The 14,329-nt window shown below is 71.4% G+C and carries 16 protein-coding genes; 4 read left to right on the top strand and 12 right to left on the bottom strand.

From position 1 onward, the window contains the following. Nucleotides 1-86: 86 nt before the first annotated feature. The 5 genes from paaE to paaA are packed head-to-tail and all read right to left on the bottom strand — an operon-like array spanning nucleotide 87 to nucleotide 3,775. Complete coding sequence (gene paaE, locus ACQEUX_RS29395) at nucleotides 87-1,223, bottom strand: 1,2-phenylacetyl-CoA epoxidase subunit PaaE (RefSeq protein ID WP_433055217.1); 1,137 nt, start codon at nucleotides 1,221-1,223, stop codon at nucleotides 87-89. Next, nucleotides 1,220-1,696 carry a 1,2-phenylacetyl-CoA epoxidase subunit PaaD gene (gene paaD / locus ACQEUX_RS29390; RefSeq protein ID WP_433055214.1) on the bottom strand — a complete coding sequence of 159 codons (477 nt, stop codon included), beginning with the start codon at nucleotides 1,694-1,696 and terminating at the stop codon, nucleotides 1,220-1,222. The genes paaE and paaD overlap by 4 nt, the downstream gene beginning before the upstream one ends. After that, on the bottom strand, nucleotides 1,690-2,415 hold the full coding sequence (paaC, locus tag ACQEUX_RS29385; protein ID WP_433055211.1) for a 1,2-phenylacetyl-CoA epoxidase subunit PaaC: 726 nt from the start codon (nucleotides 2,413-2,415) through the stop codon (nucleotides 1,690-1,692). The genes paaD and paaC overlap by 7 nt, the downstream gene beginning before the upstream one ends. Next, nucleotides 2,412-2,699 (bottom strand): 1,2-phenylacetyl-CoA epoxidase subunit PaaB, encoded by a 288-nt coding sequence (gene paaB / locus ACQEUX_RS29380; protein ID WP_354816097.1) that lies wholly within the window; start codon nucleotides 2,697-2,699, stop codon nucleotides 2,412-2,414. The genes paaC and paaB overlap by 4 nt, the downstream gene beginning before the upstream one ends. Further along, entirely contained in the window at nucleotides 2,696-3,775 is a 1,080-nt protein-coding gene (gene paaA / locus ACQEUX_RS29375; RefSeq protein WP_433055207.1) for a 1,2-phenylacetyl-CoA epoxidase subunit PaaA, read from the bottom strand. The genes paaB and paaA overlap by 4 nt, the downstream gene beginning before the upstream one ends. Nucleotides 3,776-4,147: 372 nt before the next feature. Between paaA and ACQEUX_RS29370 the strand changes: the two genes are divergently transcribed. Next, a complete protein-coding gene (locus tag ACQEUX_RS29370) occupies nucleotides 4,148-5,137 on the top strand; it encodes a hypothetical protein (RefSeq protein ID WP_433055204.1) in 990 nt (329 codons plus the stop codon). Further along, nucleotides 5,137-6,099: a hypothetical protein gene (locus ACQEUX_RS29365; protein WP_433055201.1), complete on the top strand. Its 963-nt coding sequence runs from the start codon at nucleotides 5,137-5,139 to the stop codon at nucleotides 6,097-6,099. The genes ACQEUX_RS29370 and ACQEUX_RS29365 overlap by 1 nt, the downstream gene beginning before the upstream one ends. Before the next feature lie 61 nt (nucleotides 6,100-6,160). On the opposite strand, the gene ACQEUX_RS29360 is transcribed toward ACQEUX_RS29365, so the two are convergent. Genes ACQEUX_RS29360 through ACQEUX_RS29350 form a run of 3 tightly spaced genes read right to left on the bottom strand, consistent with a single transcriptional unit; the run spans nucleotide 6,161 to nucleotide 8,211 of the window. Beyond that, the gene (locus ACQEUX_RS29360) at nucleotides 6,161-7,012 is read right to left on the bottom strand and encodes a menaquinone biosynthetic enzyme MqnA/MqnD family protein (protein WP_433055198.1); all 852 of its coding nucleotides are present in this window, start codon (nucleotides 7,010-7,012) and stop codon (nucleotides 6,161-6,163) included. Then, nucleotides 6,964-7,875, bottom strand: coding sequence for an MFS transporter (locus ACQEUX_RS29355; protein ID WP_433055195.1), 912 nt, complete (start codon nucleotides 7,873-7,875; stop codon nucleotides 6,964-6,966). The genes ACQEUX_RS29360 and ACQEUX_RS29355 overlap by 49 nt, the downstream gene beginning before the upstream one ends. 3 nt (nucleotides 7,876-7,878) lie before the next feature. Further along, the gene (locus ACQEUX_RS29350) at nucleotides 7,879-8,211 is read right to left on the bottom strand and encodes a hypothetical protein (RefSeq protein WP_433055192.1); all 333 of its coding nucleotides are present in this window, start codon (nucleotides 8,209-8,211) and stop codon (nucleotides 7,879-7,881) included. On the opposite strand from ACQEUX_RS29350, the gene ACQEUX_RS29345 reads away from it, so the two are divergent. Together ACQEUX_RS29345 and ACQEUX_RS29340 are read left to right on the top strand one after the other, a co-directional pair. Then, nucleotides 8,130-9,173: a DUF222 domain-containing protein gene (locus ACQEUX_RS29345; protein WP_433057221.1), complete on the top strand. Its 1,044-nt coding sequence runs from the start codon at nucleotides 8,130-8,132 to the stop codon at nucleotides 9,171-9,173. The two genes, ACQEUX_RS29350 and ACQEUX_RS29345, sit on opposite strands and share 82 nt — an antisense overlap. Nucleotides 9,174-9,709: 536 nt before the next feature. Next, nucleotides 9,710-11,986 (top strand): HelD family protein, encoded by a 2,277-nt coding sequence (locus tag ACQEUX_RS29340; RefSeq protein ID WP_433055189.1) that lies wholly within the window; start codon nucleotides 9,710-9,712, stop codon nucleotides 11,984-11,986. A gap of 3 nt (nucleotides 11,987-11,989) precedes the next feature. On the opposite strand, the gene ACQEUX_RS29335 is transcribed toward ACQEUX_RS29340, so the two are convergent. Genes ACQEUX_RS29335 through ACQEUX_RS29320 form a run of 4 tightly spaced genes read right to left on the bottom strand, consistent with a single transcriptional unit; the run spans nucleotide 11,990 to nucleotide 14,277 of the window. Beyond that, nucleotides 11,990-12,604, bottom strand: a complete 615-nt coding sequence (locus ACQEUX_RS29335; RefSeq protein WP_433055186.1) for a hypothetical protein — start codon at nucleotides 12,602-12,604, stop codon at nucleotides 11,990-11,992. A 4-nt stretch (nucleotides 12,605-12,608) separates the two neighbouring features. Next, on the bottom strand, nucleotides 12,609-12,947 hold the full coding sequence (locus ACQEUX_RS29330; protein ID WP_433055183.1) for a YbaB/EbfC family nucleoid-associated protein: 339 nt from the start codon (nucleotides 12,945-12,947) through the stop codon (nucleotides 12,609-12,611). 11 nt (nucleotides 12,948-12,958) lie between these two features. Then, nucleotides 12,959-13,885 carry a WXG100 family type VII secretion target gene (locus tag ACQEUX_RS29325; protein WP_433055180.1) on the bottom strand — a complete coding sequence of 309 codons (927 nt, stop codon included), beginning with the start codon at nucleotides 13,883-13,885 and terminating at the stop codon, nucleotides 12,959-12,961. Next, the gene (locus ACQEUX_RS29320) at nucleotides 13,882-14,277 is read right to left on the bottom strand and encodes a WXG100 family type VII secretion target (protein WP_433055177.1); all 396 of its coding nucleotides are present in this window, start codon (nucleotides 14,275-14,277) and stop codon (nucleotides 13,882-13,884) included. The genes ACQEUX_RS29325 and ACQEUX_RS29320 overlap by 4 nt, the downstream gene beginning before the upstream one ends. Between the last annotated feature and the right edge of the window lie 52 nt (nucleotides 14,278-14,329).

Here is a 14,329-nt window from a genome sequence, read left to right as displayed (position 1 = left end):
GAGGGGTGCTCAGGGCTGTGACTCGCTCCGCACACCACGGCTGGTCGCGGGCTGGCCCTGCCGACGGCACCGGCTGATCACGCCGTTCAGGCGTCGTAGTCGACCGTGAGCCTGTCCGTTGTCGGGCTGGACTGACAGGTCAGGACGTAGCCGGCGGCCAGCTCGTCCGGCTCCAGGGCGTAGTTGCGGGCCATCGTGACCGCACCGTCGACGACCTTCGCCTTGCAGGTCGAGCAGACACCACCCTTGCAGGCGTACGGCAGCTCGCCACGCACCTTCAGCGCGGCGTCCAGCACCCGCTCCTCGCGGCCCATCGTGAAGCTCGACGACCGGCCGTCCAGCACGATGGTGACCTCGGCCCCGGCGCCCGCCTGGTCGGCGGGGCGACGCACCGGCTCCGGCGGCGCGTCGACGTGGAACAGCTCGGTGTGCACCGTCGACTCGGGCAGCCCGCGCCCGGTCAGCACGTCCCGGACGTCGACCACCATGCCGTACGGGCCGCAGAGGAACCACTCTTCGATGACGTCGCCCGGCACGATGGTGCCCAGCAACCGGCCCAGCCGCTCGGCGTCGATCCGCCCGGAGAGCAGTGCCGACTCACCCTGCTCCCGGGAAAGCACGTGCACCAGGTGCAGCCGGGTGGGATAGCGGTCCTTCAGATCGGCCAACTCCTCGGCGAACATCACCGTGTTCGCCGTGCGGTTGCCGTACACCAGGGTGAAGGTGCTGGCCGGCTCGACGGCCAGGGCGGTCGCGACCAGCGCGAGCACCGGCGTGATGCCGGAGCCGGCGACGACCGCGCCGTAGTGCCGCGCCCGGTCCGGCGCGAAGGCCGTGGTGAAGGTGCCCAGCGGCGGCAGCACCTCGACCGTGTCGCCACGGCGCAGCGCCCCGCACGCGTACGCCGAGAAGGCGCCGTCGGGGATCTCCCGCACCCCGATCCGCAACCGGCCGTGCCGGGCCAGGTCCTCAGGCGTGGAGCAGATCGAGTACGACCGCCGCACCTCCGTGCCGTCGGCACCAGCGGAGCCGGTGGGCCCGGCTCCGCCGGGGCGACGCACCGTGAGGTGCTGGCCGGCGCGGAACGCGAAGGTCTCCCGCAGCTCCTCCGGTACGGCGAAGGTCACCGCCACGGCATCGTCGGTGAGCCGGTCGACAGCGGCGACGGACAGCGGGTGGAAGACCGGTCGGCGGCGGACCGGGCGGGTGATGGTGACAGTCACAGCGCCTTCAGGTGGTCGAAAGGTTCGGAGCAGGACCGGCAACGCCACAACGCCTTGCACGCGGTGGAGCCGAAACGGCTGACCTGCTCGGTCTCCGGCGAGCCGCACTGCGGACAGCGGACCGCGAGCGTCAACGACACCACGCCGGCGGCGGGCACCGGGGCCGGCGGGGCGATCCCGGCGGCGGCGAGCTTGGCCCGCCCACCCTCGGAGATCCAGTCGGTGCTCCACGGTGGGCTGTAGACGGTGCGGACCTCGGCGTCGGGGTAACCCGCGACCGCGAGCGTGCGGCGGATGTCGGCCCGGATCACGTCCATCGCCGGGCAGCCGGTGTAGGTCGGGGTGATGGTGACGGTGACCCGACCGCTGGTCGAGTCCTCCTCGACCGCCCGCAGGATGCCCAGCTCGTCGATCGTGATCACCCGGATCTCCGGGTCCACCACGCCGGCGACGGCCTCCCGAGCACTCACCACTGTGCTCCGGGGTGGGCACGGTGCAGCACCTGCATCTCGGCGAGCAGGTAGGCCAGGTGCTCGGTGTGCACGCCGGCCCGCCCGCCGGCCGGCGCCCAGCTGCTCTCCGGTCGGGTGAGCGTCGCCTCGGCCAGCACCGGGCCGACGGTCTCGTCGAACGCCGGCCGCAGGGTGGCCGGGTCGACCGGCGCCGCCGGGTCCGCGGCGAACAACTCGTGGGTGTACGGCCACACCTGGTCGACGGCGGCCTGCATCCGACGGTGCGACTCCTCGGTGCCGTCGCCGAGCCGCTTCACCCACAGCGCGCCGTGATCCAGGTGGTACGCCGACTCCTTGCGCGCCTTGGCGCCGATCGCGGCCAGCCGCTCGTCCGCGCAACCGGCCAGCGCCGCGTACAGCGGCAGCTGGTACGCGGCCAGGAAGAACAGCTTCGCCATCGTCACCGCGAAGTCGCCGTTGGGCAGCTCGACCAGGAGCGCGTTGCGGAACTCGCGGTCGTCGCGCAGGTACGCCAACGCGTCCTCGTCGCGGCCGGCGCCCTCCAGCTCACCCGCGTACGACAGCAGCAGGCGGGCCGCGCCGAGCTGGTCGAGGGCGATGTTGGCCAGCGCGATGTCCTCTTCCATCTCCGGGGCGCGCGTCGTCCACTCGGCCAGCCGCTGGGCCGCGATCAACGCGTCGTCGCCGAGGCTGAGGGTGAAATCGAACGGCTTGCTCACAGGTGGGCCACCCCGTCCGGCACCTCGTAGAAGGTGGGGTGGCGGTAGACCTTGTCGGCGGCCGGGTCGAAGAAGGCGTCCTTCTCGTCCGGGCTGGACGCGGTGATCGCCCCGGCCGGCACCACCCAGATCGACACGCCCTCCTGGCGGCGGGTGTAGAGGTCCCGGGCGTTGCGCAGGGCCAACTCGGCGTCGGGGGCGTGCAGGCTGCCGACGTGGGTGTGCGACAACCCCCGCCGGGCCCGCACGAAGACCTCCCACAGAGGCGAGTGTTCGGTGTTCACGCGGCAACCTTCTCCCTGTTCTCCGCCCGCTTCGCGGCGTACGCCGTGGCGGCCTCGCGGACCCATGCGCCATCGGCGTGCGCGGCCCGGCGGTGGGCCATCCGCTCCCGGTTGCACGGCCCGTCGCCGGAAATCACCCGCATCAGCTCGTCGTAGTCCGGCTGGGTGTAGTCGTACGCCTGCCGCTCCTCGTTCCAGCGCAGGTCGTCGTCGGGGATGCGCAGCCCGAGGATCTCGGCCTGCTGCACGCACATGTCGACGAAGCGCTGGCGCAGGTCGTCGTTGGAGAAGCGCTTGATCTTCCAGGCCATCGACTGGGCGGAGTGCGTGGAGTCGCCGTCGGGCGGGCCGAACATGGCCAGCGACGGGTACCACCAGCGGTCCACCGCGTCCTGGGCCATCGCCCGCTGCCCCGGGGTGCCGTGCGCCAGGGTGTGCAGGATCTCGTAACCCTGACGCTGGTGGAACGACTCCTCCTTGCAGACCCGGATCATCGCGCGGGCGTACGGGCCGTACGAGCAGCGGCACAGGGGCACCTGGTTGACGATCGCCGCACCATCCACCAGCCAACCGATCGCGCCCACGTCGGCCCAACTCAGGGTGGGGTAGTTGAAGATCGAGCTGTACTTCTGCCGCCCGTCGAGGAGCAACTGGACCAGCTCGTCGCGGCTGATGCCGAGGGTCTCGGCCGCGGCGTAGAGGTAGAGGCCGTGGCCCGCCTCGTCCTGCACCTTGGCGAGCAGGATCGCCTTGCGCTTGAGCGAGGGCGCCCGGCTGATCCAGTTGCCCTCCGGCTGCATGCCGATGATCTCGGAGTGGGCGTGCTGCGCGATCTGCCGGATCAGCGTCCGGCGGTACGCGTCGGGCATCCAGTCCCGTGGCTCGATCTTCTGCTCGGCGTCGACCACCTCGGCGAAGTACGCCGCCAGGTCCTCGTCCGGCGCGGGTCCACCACGGCGACCGCGCGCCGCGGCCGCGCGAAGCTCGGCCTCGGCAGCCTCGACCTCGCTCAGCAGGCCGCCGCCCGGGGCGTCACCCGACGCGTTGTCGGGGGGCGAGAAGTCGTTGCCATACATGAGGACAAGTGTTACAGCTTGCGACCCAAGAAACCAGAGCGTGTAACAGGAATCCGGGGATCCCATCCGTAACGGAATGAGCGCTTTGCGTTACCCAGGCGACCAGAGTTCGCCAGTGACTTAGACCACGAAACGAAGGTGAATCACCGCAAGAAAGGCATACCGGTCGCATATCCCGCCTTTATCGCAGGTTGCCTAGTGTCGGATCCTGGCGAGTCGCGCAACCGGACGTAGACTTTCCGCCGTCACACCGATCGGCTTCAGACGATTGCCGCCCGACAGAGGTCATCTCCCCCGGCCTTGGCGATCAGCCGATCTGTCCGGACAACAAGCCGGTCCCCCCGGCCCTGACATCTGGAGCTCACCCAACTCATGCGATCTCGCGTGACCATGGTGCTCGCCGTCGTGGCGGTCCTGCTCGGTGGCGTTCTGCTGGTTCCCACCGCGTACGCCCGGCTCTCCGACGGCGACAGCAGCGGAGGCGGCGGCGGTGCCGCATCGACCGTCGCTGCGCCCTCACCCACCCCGCCGCCACCGCCCACGTTGGCGGCCGGCCCGGTGTCGGTGAGCTTCCAGGGCGACTTCTTCTCCTGGGCGCTGATGGATCGGCAGACGGGCAAGATCTCCGGATCGCCGAACATGACCGCTACCAGCTCCACCGAGTCGATGATCAAGGCGTGGATCGTCTCCGACTACCTGCGCCAGCTCGGCGACAAGGAGCCCACCGCGTCGCTGAAGAAGGCCGCCAGCCTCGCCATCCGGGACAGCAACGACAATGCGGCCAACGAGGTCTACGCCGCTGCGGGTGGCTCGTACCGGGTGCCGCCGGGTGGGCAGCCCGGGCCGGTCATCCAGCGTGCGATCAAGATCTGCGGCCTGACCGACACCAAGCGCGGCAACGTACCGAAGTACGAGGGCTGGTGGAGCTTCACCCGGATGTCCCCCCGCGACGCGGTGCGGGTTGGCGACTGCATCGCCGACGGTAAGGCCGCCGGCCCGAAGTGGACCAAATGGGTGCTCAGCGAGATGAGCCAGGTTCGCGGCACCACCGCAGCCAAGGACCAGAAGGCAAGCTCGGGCGGTGGGCGCTGGGGGATCATCGACGGCCTGCCGAAATCGATCACCGCTCAGGGCCCCGTTAGCATCAAGAACGGTTGGACCCCGATCAACTACGACGGCAACTGGCATGTCAACTGCCTCGCCGTCTCGGGTAAATGGAGTCTCGCCGTGATGTTGCGTTACCCGATCAAGAGCGGGCTGGACTATGGCGCGAAGGTCTGCGCCAGCGTGGCCACCCAGTTGGTCACCCCACAGCCGGGCGCCGCTCTCAAGGTGCCGCAGCAACCGCTCGGGAAGCTCTGATGGCCGGCAATCGTCGGGCCGACCGACGCGGCGGCGGTGGCGAGGCGTCCCCGCTTCGGTTGATCGCCATCGCGGTCATCCTGATCGGGCTGGTGCTGGTCTCGCTGCGACTGCTGCCCGGATCGCCGTTCGAGTCGTCCGCCGCTGCCAAGTGGGGTGATTCCGGCACGGCCAGTGACCGGTCCACCGGCGCGGCCACGGACCGCAGCGCCCGTCAGCCTTCCTCGCCGTCACCGAGCCCCAGCCCGTCACTGGAGCCGCTGCCCTTCGTGGCCAAGGATCTCAACCTGGACATTGAGGGCTGGTACTCCTGGAGTGTGCTGGACCGCCGGACCGGGAAGATCATCGGCTCGAAGAACATGGACGAGACCAGCACGACCGCCTCGATGATCAAGTCCTGGATCGTCGCCGACTACCTGCGTCGCGCCGCCGACGCCGGCCAGACGCCGAGCGACGCGAAGCTCGCCGACGCGACACGGATCATCCGGGACAGTGACAACACCCGGGCCGAGCAGTTCTACAACTTGGTCGGCCGGGACGCCTCGATCAAACGGCTGCTCTCCATGTGCAAGCTCACCGACAGCAGCGTCGCCCCCGACAAGGGCTGGTCCCGGACGGCGCTCTCCCCCCGGGACACCGCCCGGCTGGGCAACTGCATCGCCACCGGCACCGCCGCCGGTCCCAAGTGGACCAAGTGGTTGCTCAACGAGATGAAGCTGGTCCGTGGTGCCGGCGACTTCGGCATCCGCAAGGCCTTCCCGGCCGCCGAGCAGAAGCAGATCGCCATCAAGAACGGGTGGATCGACCGGACCAAGGAGCAGGAGATGCACATCAACTGCCTGGCCATCGGTGACACCTGGACGATGGGCGTGATGGTCAAGTACCCGATCGACATGGGCTACGACTACGGCATGAAGAACTGCGAAAAGATCACCGAGGCGCTGCTGCGCCCCGGTGTCTGAGGTACGCCCGGCGTCTGAGCTGCGCCCCGGCCTCTGAGGTGCGCTTGCTGGCGCCGGTCGATCAGCCGGCGAAGAACTCCGGGCCGCCATCCGGCAGTGCCGGCGCCTCGCCGATCGCGGCGGCCCGCCGGGCCCACTCGCGCAGCCCGGCGACCTGCCGGTCGCCGAGGGAGAAGTCCAGGGTCCGGAAGTACGTGGCCAGCGTCGCCGCGTCGAACGTCTCCCACCGGGCCGCCGCCTCGGCAACCTGGTCCAGCTCGGCGAGGCAGAGGTCCCGAGAGCGCAGGAACGCCTCGTGCACCTCCTTGACCAGGCCCGGATGGGCGGCGGCGAAGTCTCGACGAACAGCCCAGACGGCGAAGACCATCGGCAGGCCGGTCCACTCCCGCCACGCCTGCCCGAGGTCGGTGACCGTGAGGCCCCGCTGCGGAGCCTCGTGGAGCGCCCGCAGCGCCACGTCCCCGATCAGGACCCCGGCGTCGGCCTCCAACAGCATCTGGGTCAGGTCCGGCGGGCAGCGGTAGTAGTCGGGCCGAACGTTGTACCGCTCGGCGAGGAGGAGCTGGGCCAGCATCACCCCGGTCCGCGACGTCGAGCCGAGCGCCACCCGGGCACCGTCCAGCTCGGTGAGGGGACGGGTGGACACCACGTTGACCGAGAGCACCGGCCCGTCGCTTCCCACGGCCAGGTCCGGCAGGAGCAGCAGCTCGTCGGCGTGCCGCAGGTATTCCAGGAGCGAGATCGGCCCGATGTCCAGGTCACCGGCGACCAGCGCGGCGTTCAGCTGGTCGGGCGAATCCTTGTGCAGGTCGACGTCGAGCAGTGCACCGGAGCGCATCAGACCCCAGTAGATCGGCAGGCAGTTCAGGAACTGGATGTGCCCGACCCGCGGGCGTGCGATGCGCTCAGCCATGAGCCGACGGTAGCCCCGGCGTCCGGCTCCGGCTCGGCGGGCCGGCCCGAAGTGGCCAACCCCGCATCCGCCCCGGCGCGCCGTTGGCGCTGCGGTCCCTGGGGGTCGTCCAGCGGCGCTCCGTGCGGGTCGTCCAGCGGAGCCCGTCGTACCGCCCTGGCTACGACCGGCACGAAGACCAGCACCACCAGCAACCCGGCCACACCCGCGCCAGCGATCAGTGGCCGGGGCGGAACGGCCGCGAGCAACGCCCCACCGATCAGAAAGCCGGCCATCGAGCCGCCCTGCACCGCCGCGCCGTAGCTGGCGTACGCCCGAGCCCGCATCGCCTCCGGCACCCGGCGCGCGGTGAGCAGGTTGGCGAACACGTTCTCACCGCCGTTCGCCGCGCCGGCCACCAGCCAGAGCGGCACCAGCAGACCCGCCTGCGGCACCATCGCGGAGAGCAGCACCATGAGGCTGCACCCGGCCAACGTGGCCAGCACCCCACGTACCAGCGCACCGTCGTCGTCGAGCCGGTGGGCGAGGCGGGCGGCGAGCCAGCCACCGGGCGGCATGCCGGCCATCCACGCGGCGCTGACCAGGCCGTACGTGGTGGCTGAACCGTTCAGCGTCTCGCGGATGAAGAAGGCGCGGAAGCCGGCGCGGGCGCGGAAGCCGGCGCGGGCGCGGAAGCCGGCGCGGGCGCGGAAGCCGGCGCGGGCGCGGAAGCCGGCGCGGGCGCGGAAGCCGGCGCGGGCGCGGAAGCCGGCGCGGGCCCTGTGGGGGTAGCTCGGTGGGCGAGTCGGGCGCCGGGCGCAGCGAGGGACAAAGCGAGTGGACGTCGGGCGGATCAGGGCGATCGACCAAGCGCGGGGAGCCATTGATCAACATGAACCCAAAGTGTCGTACAGGCGTTCTATTCTGTCTTCATGTTGAGAGCGTTGGCGCAGGCGGGCGGTGCCGTCGACGACTGCGCCGAAGCCGCGCTCTGGGGGCTCTCCGATGACGAGTTGCTGACGTCCCTCGATGCGACGCACGTGTTGGCGCAGCGGCTGGCCACCGTTCAGCTTGCTCTGGTGCGCGAGGTGGACGCCCGCGGCCTGGCGGTCGCCCAGGGCGCCTCGTCCACCGCCGTCTGGCTTCGGGAGCGGCTTCGGCTCACCGGGCGCTCCGCCCGCCAGCTGGTCCAGCTCGCCGCCTCCGTCGATGCCGCCCACCGGCGGTGCGGGACGCGCTGCTCAGCGGTGCCATCACTGTCGAGCAGGGTCGGGTGGTGGCGGAGACCATCGCGGCCCTTCCGGTCGGGGCCGGTCCGGAGGTGGCAGACAAGGCCACCCAACTGCTGGTCGCCTGGGCCGACCGCTTCGACCCGGCCATCCTGAGCCGGCTCGGGGAGCGCGTCCTCACGCACGTCGCGCCCGACCTGGCCGACCAGGCCGAGCTGGCAGCCCTCGAACGGGCCACCGAGCGGGCCGAGGCCCGTCGGCACGTCACCCTCTCCGAGCAGCGCAATGGGCAGGTACGCCTCAGCGGAAGCCTCGACACCGAGACCGCGAGCCTGCTACGTGAGGCGATCGATCCGCTCTGCGCGCCGGCCGGTGAGCACGACGACCGCAGCCCCGGTCAGCGCCGAGCAGACGCACTGGGCGAGGTCTGTCGGCTGGCGTTGCGCACCGGTCAACTGCCCGACAACGGCGGAGACCGGCCGCAACTCGTGGTGACGGTGTCACTGGACGAGCTGGTCAACGGCGTGCGCGCGGGCACTCTGGAGACCGGATCGCACCTCACGCCGGGCGCAGTCCGCCGCCTCGCCTGCGACGCGGGCGTGCTGCCTGCCGTGCTGGCCGGCAACAGCCAGGTCCTGGACGTCGGGCGCCAACGCCGGCTCTTCACCGGCCCACTACGCCGCGCGTTGGTGCTGCGCGACGGTGGCTGCGCCTTCCCCGGCTGCGACCGGCCATCCCGATGGTGCGATGGTCACCACGTCCGACACTGGGCCGACGGTGGAGCGACGGCGCTCGACAACGCGGTGCTGCTCTGCGGCTACCACCACCGGCTCGTCCATCGAGGCGACTGGGCGGTCCGCATCGCGCCGGATGGCCGGCCCGACTTCCTCCCGCCCCGCTGGCTCGACCCGCTGCGCACACCACGACGCAACCTCTACCACCGGCGCTGCTGATACCGACGACCATCACCTCCACCGCCGACATCGGGGCCAGCCGCACTGGTCGGCTCCGACGCTCACCCGCTCTGCCGCGCCCATGCAGATGCTCCGGTCCACCGGCACCACACGTCGGTCACGCAGGTGCGCACAGCCGGGCCGGGTTGGCGGGCTGGCCGGGCGGCGGGCTGGCGGGCGGGCGGCTGGCGGGCTGGCGGGCGGGCTGGCCGACACCCATTTCGTGGGCACACCACCTCGGCCGCCGACCACCTGGCAGCGCCCGCCGTCGCGCCGAACCACCTGGCAGCGCCCGACCTCGCGCCGAACCACTCGACAACCCGCCCGCCTGGGCACCGAACCACCCGCGACACGCCGTCTCTTACGGGTGGTCGCGTGGGTAATTCGGTGGAAGGGACGGGCTTGGGAGCGTAGGGTTGCAGGCCGCTTGACGGCCAAGGTGAGCTGCACCGGAACGGACGTCTCCGCGCCGGGTGGCCGGCCATCCGCCCCCGGACACGCGAGCGCGCAGCAGATGTGAACGATGGGACGTCAGCATGCCCGCACTTGACCTCGACACCCACCTCGACACCCACCTCGACACCGATCTCGCCGCCGAACGCGCACATCTGGCGACCTCCCGGGCAGCGCTGCGCCGGATGCGGGAGCGGGCCGAAGCCCTCTTCGCCACCGGTGACCAGGTGGCGGGCGACGCGTACGCGGCGGAGACGCTCGGTCGCACCCTGGCCCGCCGGGTCGCAGAGCTGGCCGACGACCCGACCACGCCACTCTTCTTCGGCCGCCTCGACTTCGGCGGAACCACGGACCGCGACACCACGGACAGCACCACCACCGGCAGCACCACCACCGGCCGCGACACCACCGACAGCACCACCACCGGCCGCGACACCACCGACAGCACCACCACCGGCCGCGACACCACCGACAGCACCACCACCGGCCGCGACACCACGGGCAGCGACACCACGGGCAGCACCACCACCGACGGCGGCCCGGGCACGGGCGGGAGCGACGCCGGTCATGACGGTCGGCGGTATCACGTGGGACGCCGGCACGTCACCGACGAGCGTGGCGAGCCGTTGGTTCTGGACTGGCGGGCGCCGGTCTCCCGGTCGTTCTACCGGGCCAGTGCGCGGGATCCGCAGGGGGTGGCGGTCCGGCGACGGTTCGGGTTCAGCAACGGGGTGCTGACCAGCTTCGAGGACGAGCGACTGGACCGGGGCGAAGAGCTCGGCACGACCAGCCGGATCCTCACCGCCGAGATCGAGCGACCGCGCGTCGGGCCGATGCGGGACATCGTCGCAACGATCCAGCCGGAGCAGGACGAACTGGTCCGGGCTGACCTTTCCGAGTCGATCTGCGTGCAGGGCGCGCCGGGTACCGGGAAGACGGCCGTCGGCCTGCACCGGGCCGCGTACCTGCTCTACCTGCACCGGGAACGGTTGCGGCGGGCGGGTGTGCTGATCGTCGGGCCGAACAGGGCGTTCCTGTCGTACATCGCGGCGGTGCTGCCGGCGCTCGGCGAGGTCGAGGTCGAGCAGGCCACGGTGGAGGAGTTGATCTCCCGGGTGCCGGTCCGGGCGGTCGAGGCGCCGGCGGTCGCCGCGCTCAAGCACGACGTACGGATGGCGAGCGTGCTGCGCCGCGCGGTGCAGGCACAGATCGGTGCGCCGACCGACTCGATCACTGTCTCGGACGGCTCGTTCCGGTGGCGGATCGGGCTGGAGCCGCTGCACCGGATCGTCGAGGAGACCCGCCGGGAGGGCCTGCCGTACGGCACCGGCCGGGAGCGGGTCCGGGCGCGGGTGGTGAGCCTGCTGCAACGGCAGGCCGAGGCACGGCGGGCGGAGTCGCCCAGCGACGCCTGGCTGCGCCGGATGGGCCGCTGCCGGCCGGTGACCGACTTCGTGGACGCGGTCTGGCCGGCGCTCACCCCGGAAGGGCTGGTGCACGGCCTGCTCTCCGACCCGGACCGGCTCGTGGCGGCGGCGGACGGGTTGCTCAGCGACACCGAGCAGGCGCTGCTGATCTGGGCGAAGCCGGCACGTACGGCGAAGGCGACCCGCTGGACGGCCGCCGACGCGGTACTGATCGACGAGGCGACCGGGCTGCTCGAACGACCCGCCGGGTTCGGGCACGTGGTGGTGGACGAGGCGCAGGATCTCTCCCCGATGCAGTGTCGGGCCATCGCCCGGCGCAGCGAGCACGGCTCGGTCACCCTCCTCGGCGACCTGGCCCAGGGCACCGCGCCGTGGGCGGCGACCGACTGGAAGGAGTCCCTGGCCCACCTGGGCAAGCCGGACGCCGTGGTGGTCCCGTTGACGATCGGTTTCCGGGTGCCCGACGCGGTGGTCGCGTTCGCGAACCGGCTACTGCCGGCGCTCGCGGTGAACGTACCGCCGGCCGAGTCGCTGCGCCGCGACGGCGGCCTGGACGTGCGTACCGTGACCGACCTGATCACGGCGACGGTGGCCGAGGTGCGCGCGGCGCTCGAACACGACGGCTCGGTCGGTGTGATCGCGGCGGACGACGCGGTCGACGGGCTGCGCGCGGCGCTGACCGCCGCCGGTGTCGCGACCGCGACCGCCGACGACGTGGCGACCGCGGAGCGCGTCACCGTGGTGCCCGCGACGCTGGTCAAGGGCCTGGAGTACGACCATGTGGTGGTGGTCGAGCCGGCCGCGATCGTCGCGGCCGAACCGCGCGGGCTGCACCGGCTGTACGTGGTGCTCACCCGGGCGGTGTCCCGGCTCGCGGTGCTGCACCACGAGCCCCTGCCCACGCCACTGCTGGCCGAGCCGAGCGACGGCTGAGGGTCAGCGGTCGCTCAGGGCTGCGGCGATCTCGCGAAGCGGCTTGCCGGACTCGGCGATCGGCACGGTGAAGGCCAACCACGAGCCGTCGGTGAACTCGACCCGCAGCCTCTTCGGGTTGAGCCGGTGCCAACCCACCCGGGCGTCGGCGACCGCGGCTCGCGGCACCGACCAAACGACCCTGGTCTCGGCCGCTGCTCGCTCGTCGTCGGCCCGGCTCGACCACAGCTTGACCGGCCCGGACGCGCAGACGAGGAACCGCTGGTCGGTGACGGCGAGGATGGTGTCCTCGATCGTGGTCGCGGGCGGCACCGGCCGGCGGGAGTACTGCAGGGTGGACGCGGCCGAGCCGGGGGCACCGCGGCCGGCCACCCCGTAGGTGATGCGGTCGACGAGCCGGTCCCCCGCCGCGAAGGAGACCAGCGGTGAGATCAGGTTGAGTAGCACCCCGGAGACAACGCCGCCGGCACCGGGGGATTCCGGTCGTTGCGGGTCGGGTGGTTCGGGCGGGTCGGGCGGCAGGACGCCCTGGGCAATCCCCGTCTTCGCGACGGCGAGCACCTGCTCACCCGGCTCGACGAGTTGGGTGAGCCGGTCGGAGTAGTCGAGGTCCGCCATCGGCTCAGTACCGATCCGGGCGGGGCTCGCCGGTGCCGGGTGCGTCGGCGATCACCTCGCCCACCAGCTCGCGTACCCGGGCGGCGGCTGCCTCCTGGGCGCGCTTGGCCGCGGCGGTGAACTCCTCGGCCAGGGTGTACGAGTCGAAGCGCATCGCCCGGGCGTTGACGTCGGTCGAGACGATCGTCCCGTCCGCCGCGGCGGTGACCCGGACCAGGCCGGAGTCGCTCACGCCCTCGGCGCTGCTGTCTTCCAGCTCGGCCATCTTGCCGGCCAGCTCGCGCTGCCAGCCGTCCAGGTTGCGGGCCAGCGCCTCGATGCGGTCCAGACCGGGAAAGGTCATGTCGGTCCCTATCAGGTCAGGATGGAGTCGAAGATATTCTGCACGCCGTTGGTGTAGGGGCCCAGATCCTCGCGGTACGTGCCGTCCACAAGGTAGTTGCGGTCCTTGGTGCCGTCGGAGACGTCGTGCAGCCCGACCCCGGTGTCCAGGAGGGCCCCACCGAGGCCGGGGATGTTCACCGGGGACACCTGATTGATCAGGAACTTACCCGGGAAGAGGGTCTTGAACTTCTCGATCTGGAACGCCCTGGCCTCGGCCGACCACCCGGACTTGTTCCACGCTCGGTACGCCTTCTTCGCCTTGCGGATCTCCAGAACCGCCCGACGGTACTTCATCAGCAGCTCGGCGACCTTCTGCATCTTGGTGGCCAGCTTCGTCAGAATCTCGGCGAACCGCGCGACGATCTTGACCATCCGCCCGACCGTGGTGGCGAGCCGCGCCAACACCCGGACGACCGTCGCCGCGAGCGAGATGCCGGCGCTGAGCGCCGCCGCCACCGCCGCGATGATCACCTCGGTGAGGAACCAGAGCAGGAACTCGAGGATCAACTCGACCAGCAGATTGAACGCGTCGACCGCCGCGTTGGCCGCGTCGACCAGCACCTCCTTGGTGCCGTCCAACCCGCGGGCCAACTCCTCGATCGCCTCCTCCACCGACTCCATCGAGGCGTGGAAGCTCTCGGCGGCATCGCCCGACCAGGCACCTCGAAGGCGGGCCCGGTGCTGGATCTGCTCACCGGCGATCTCGCGGACCGCCTCGCCGGTGGTCAAACAGAGCTGGGCGGCCTTCATCAGGTCGTCCGGCTCGCCCGCGACCAGTTCGAGGAGCTGTTCGAAGGGCCAGAGCACCGCGTTCGACAGTGGCTTGAACGGGTCGGGGGTGCCCGACACGATCTGCTCGAAGTAGGTCTTGTTGCGCTGCAACGCCTCGGTGCTCATGCCGGCACCTGCCCCGTCGGGCCAGCGGTGCCCGGCGACCAGGGGCCGGGTGCGATGACGTCGGGAGCGGGCGGGCGGCCGGGCACGAACATGTCGGTGTTGGCCACGTCGGTGCCGGTGTAGGCGTCAGCGGTGTCGTCGAGACCCTCGGCGATGTCCGCCATCACCTCGGCGCCCTCGGCCAGCCCCTGCAGACACGCCTCGAACTGCTCGGCGTACGCCGCCGCGAGGCTGAACGACGCCGGCATCACCCCGAACGCGTGCCGGGGCACGTGCCCGTCGCCAAACAAGCGGTGCAGCTCGCGAAAGCGGGCCGCCCGATCGGTGGACGCCTTGGCGAACGCCGTCAGCGCCTCCGGCTGAACCTCCAGCTCTCTACCCGGGCTCGACACGGACCCTCCCCTGTGTCCTGTGCGACGGATCAGCCGCTACGACTCCCACCAT

Origin of the sequence: Micromonospora sp. CA-259024 (genome assembly GCF_050936255.1) — a bacterium.
Classification (GTDB): Bacteria; Actinomycetota; Actinomycetes; order Mycobacteriales; family Micromonosporaceae; genus Micromonospora.
The sequence above is the reverse complement of the archived record's forward strand: the minus strand, read 5'-3'. Positions and strand labels throughout refer to the sequence as shown.

What these genes read in the sequence shown, in the direction of transcription:
- paaA (WP_433055207.1), bottom strand. Translation starts at nt 3,775, where the DNA reads ATGTATGGCAACGACTTCTCGCCCCCCGACAACGCGTCGGGTGACGCC.
- ACQEUX_RS29370 (WP_433055204.1), top strand. Translation starts at nt 4,148, where the DNA reads ATGCGATCTCGCGTGACCATGGTGCTCGCCGTCGTGGCGGTCCTGCTC.
- ACQEUX_RS29340 (WP_433055189.1), top strand. Translation starts at nt 9,710, where the DNA reads ATGCCCGCACTTGACCTCGACACCCACCTCGACACCCACCTCGACACC.
- ACQEUX_RS29355 (WP_433055195.1), bottom strand. Translation starts at nt 7,875, where the DNA reads ATGGCTCCCCGCGCTTGGTCGATCGCCCTGATCCGCCCGACGTCCACT.
- ACQEUX_RS29330 (WP_433055183.1), bottom strand. Translation starts at nt 12,947, where the DNA reads ATGACCTTTCCCGGTCTGGACCGCATCGAGGCGCTGGCCCGCAACCTG.
- ACQEUX_RS29325 (WP_433055180.1), bottom strand. Translation starts at nt 13,885, where the DNA reads ATGAGCACCGAGGCGTTGCAGCGCAACAAGACCTACTTCGAGCAGATC.
- ACQEUX_RS29365 (WP_433055201.1), top strand. Translation starts at nt 5,137, where the DNA reads ATGGCCGGCAATCGTCGGGCCGACCGACGCGGCGGCGGTGGCGAGGCG.
- ACQEUX_RS29335 (WP_433055186.1), bottom strand. Translation starts at nt 12,604, where the DNA reads ATGGCGGACCTCGACTACTCCGACCGGCTCACCCAACTCGTCGAGCCG.
- ACQEUX_RS29360 (WP_433055198.1), bottom strand. Translation starts at nt 7,012, where the DNA reads ATGGCTGAGCGCATCGCACGCCCGCGGGTCGGGCACATCCAGTTCCTG.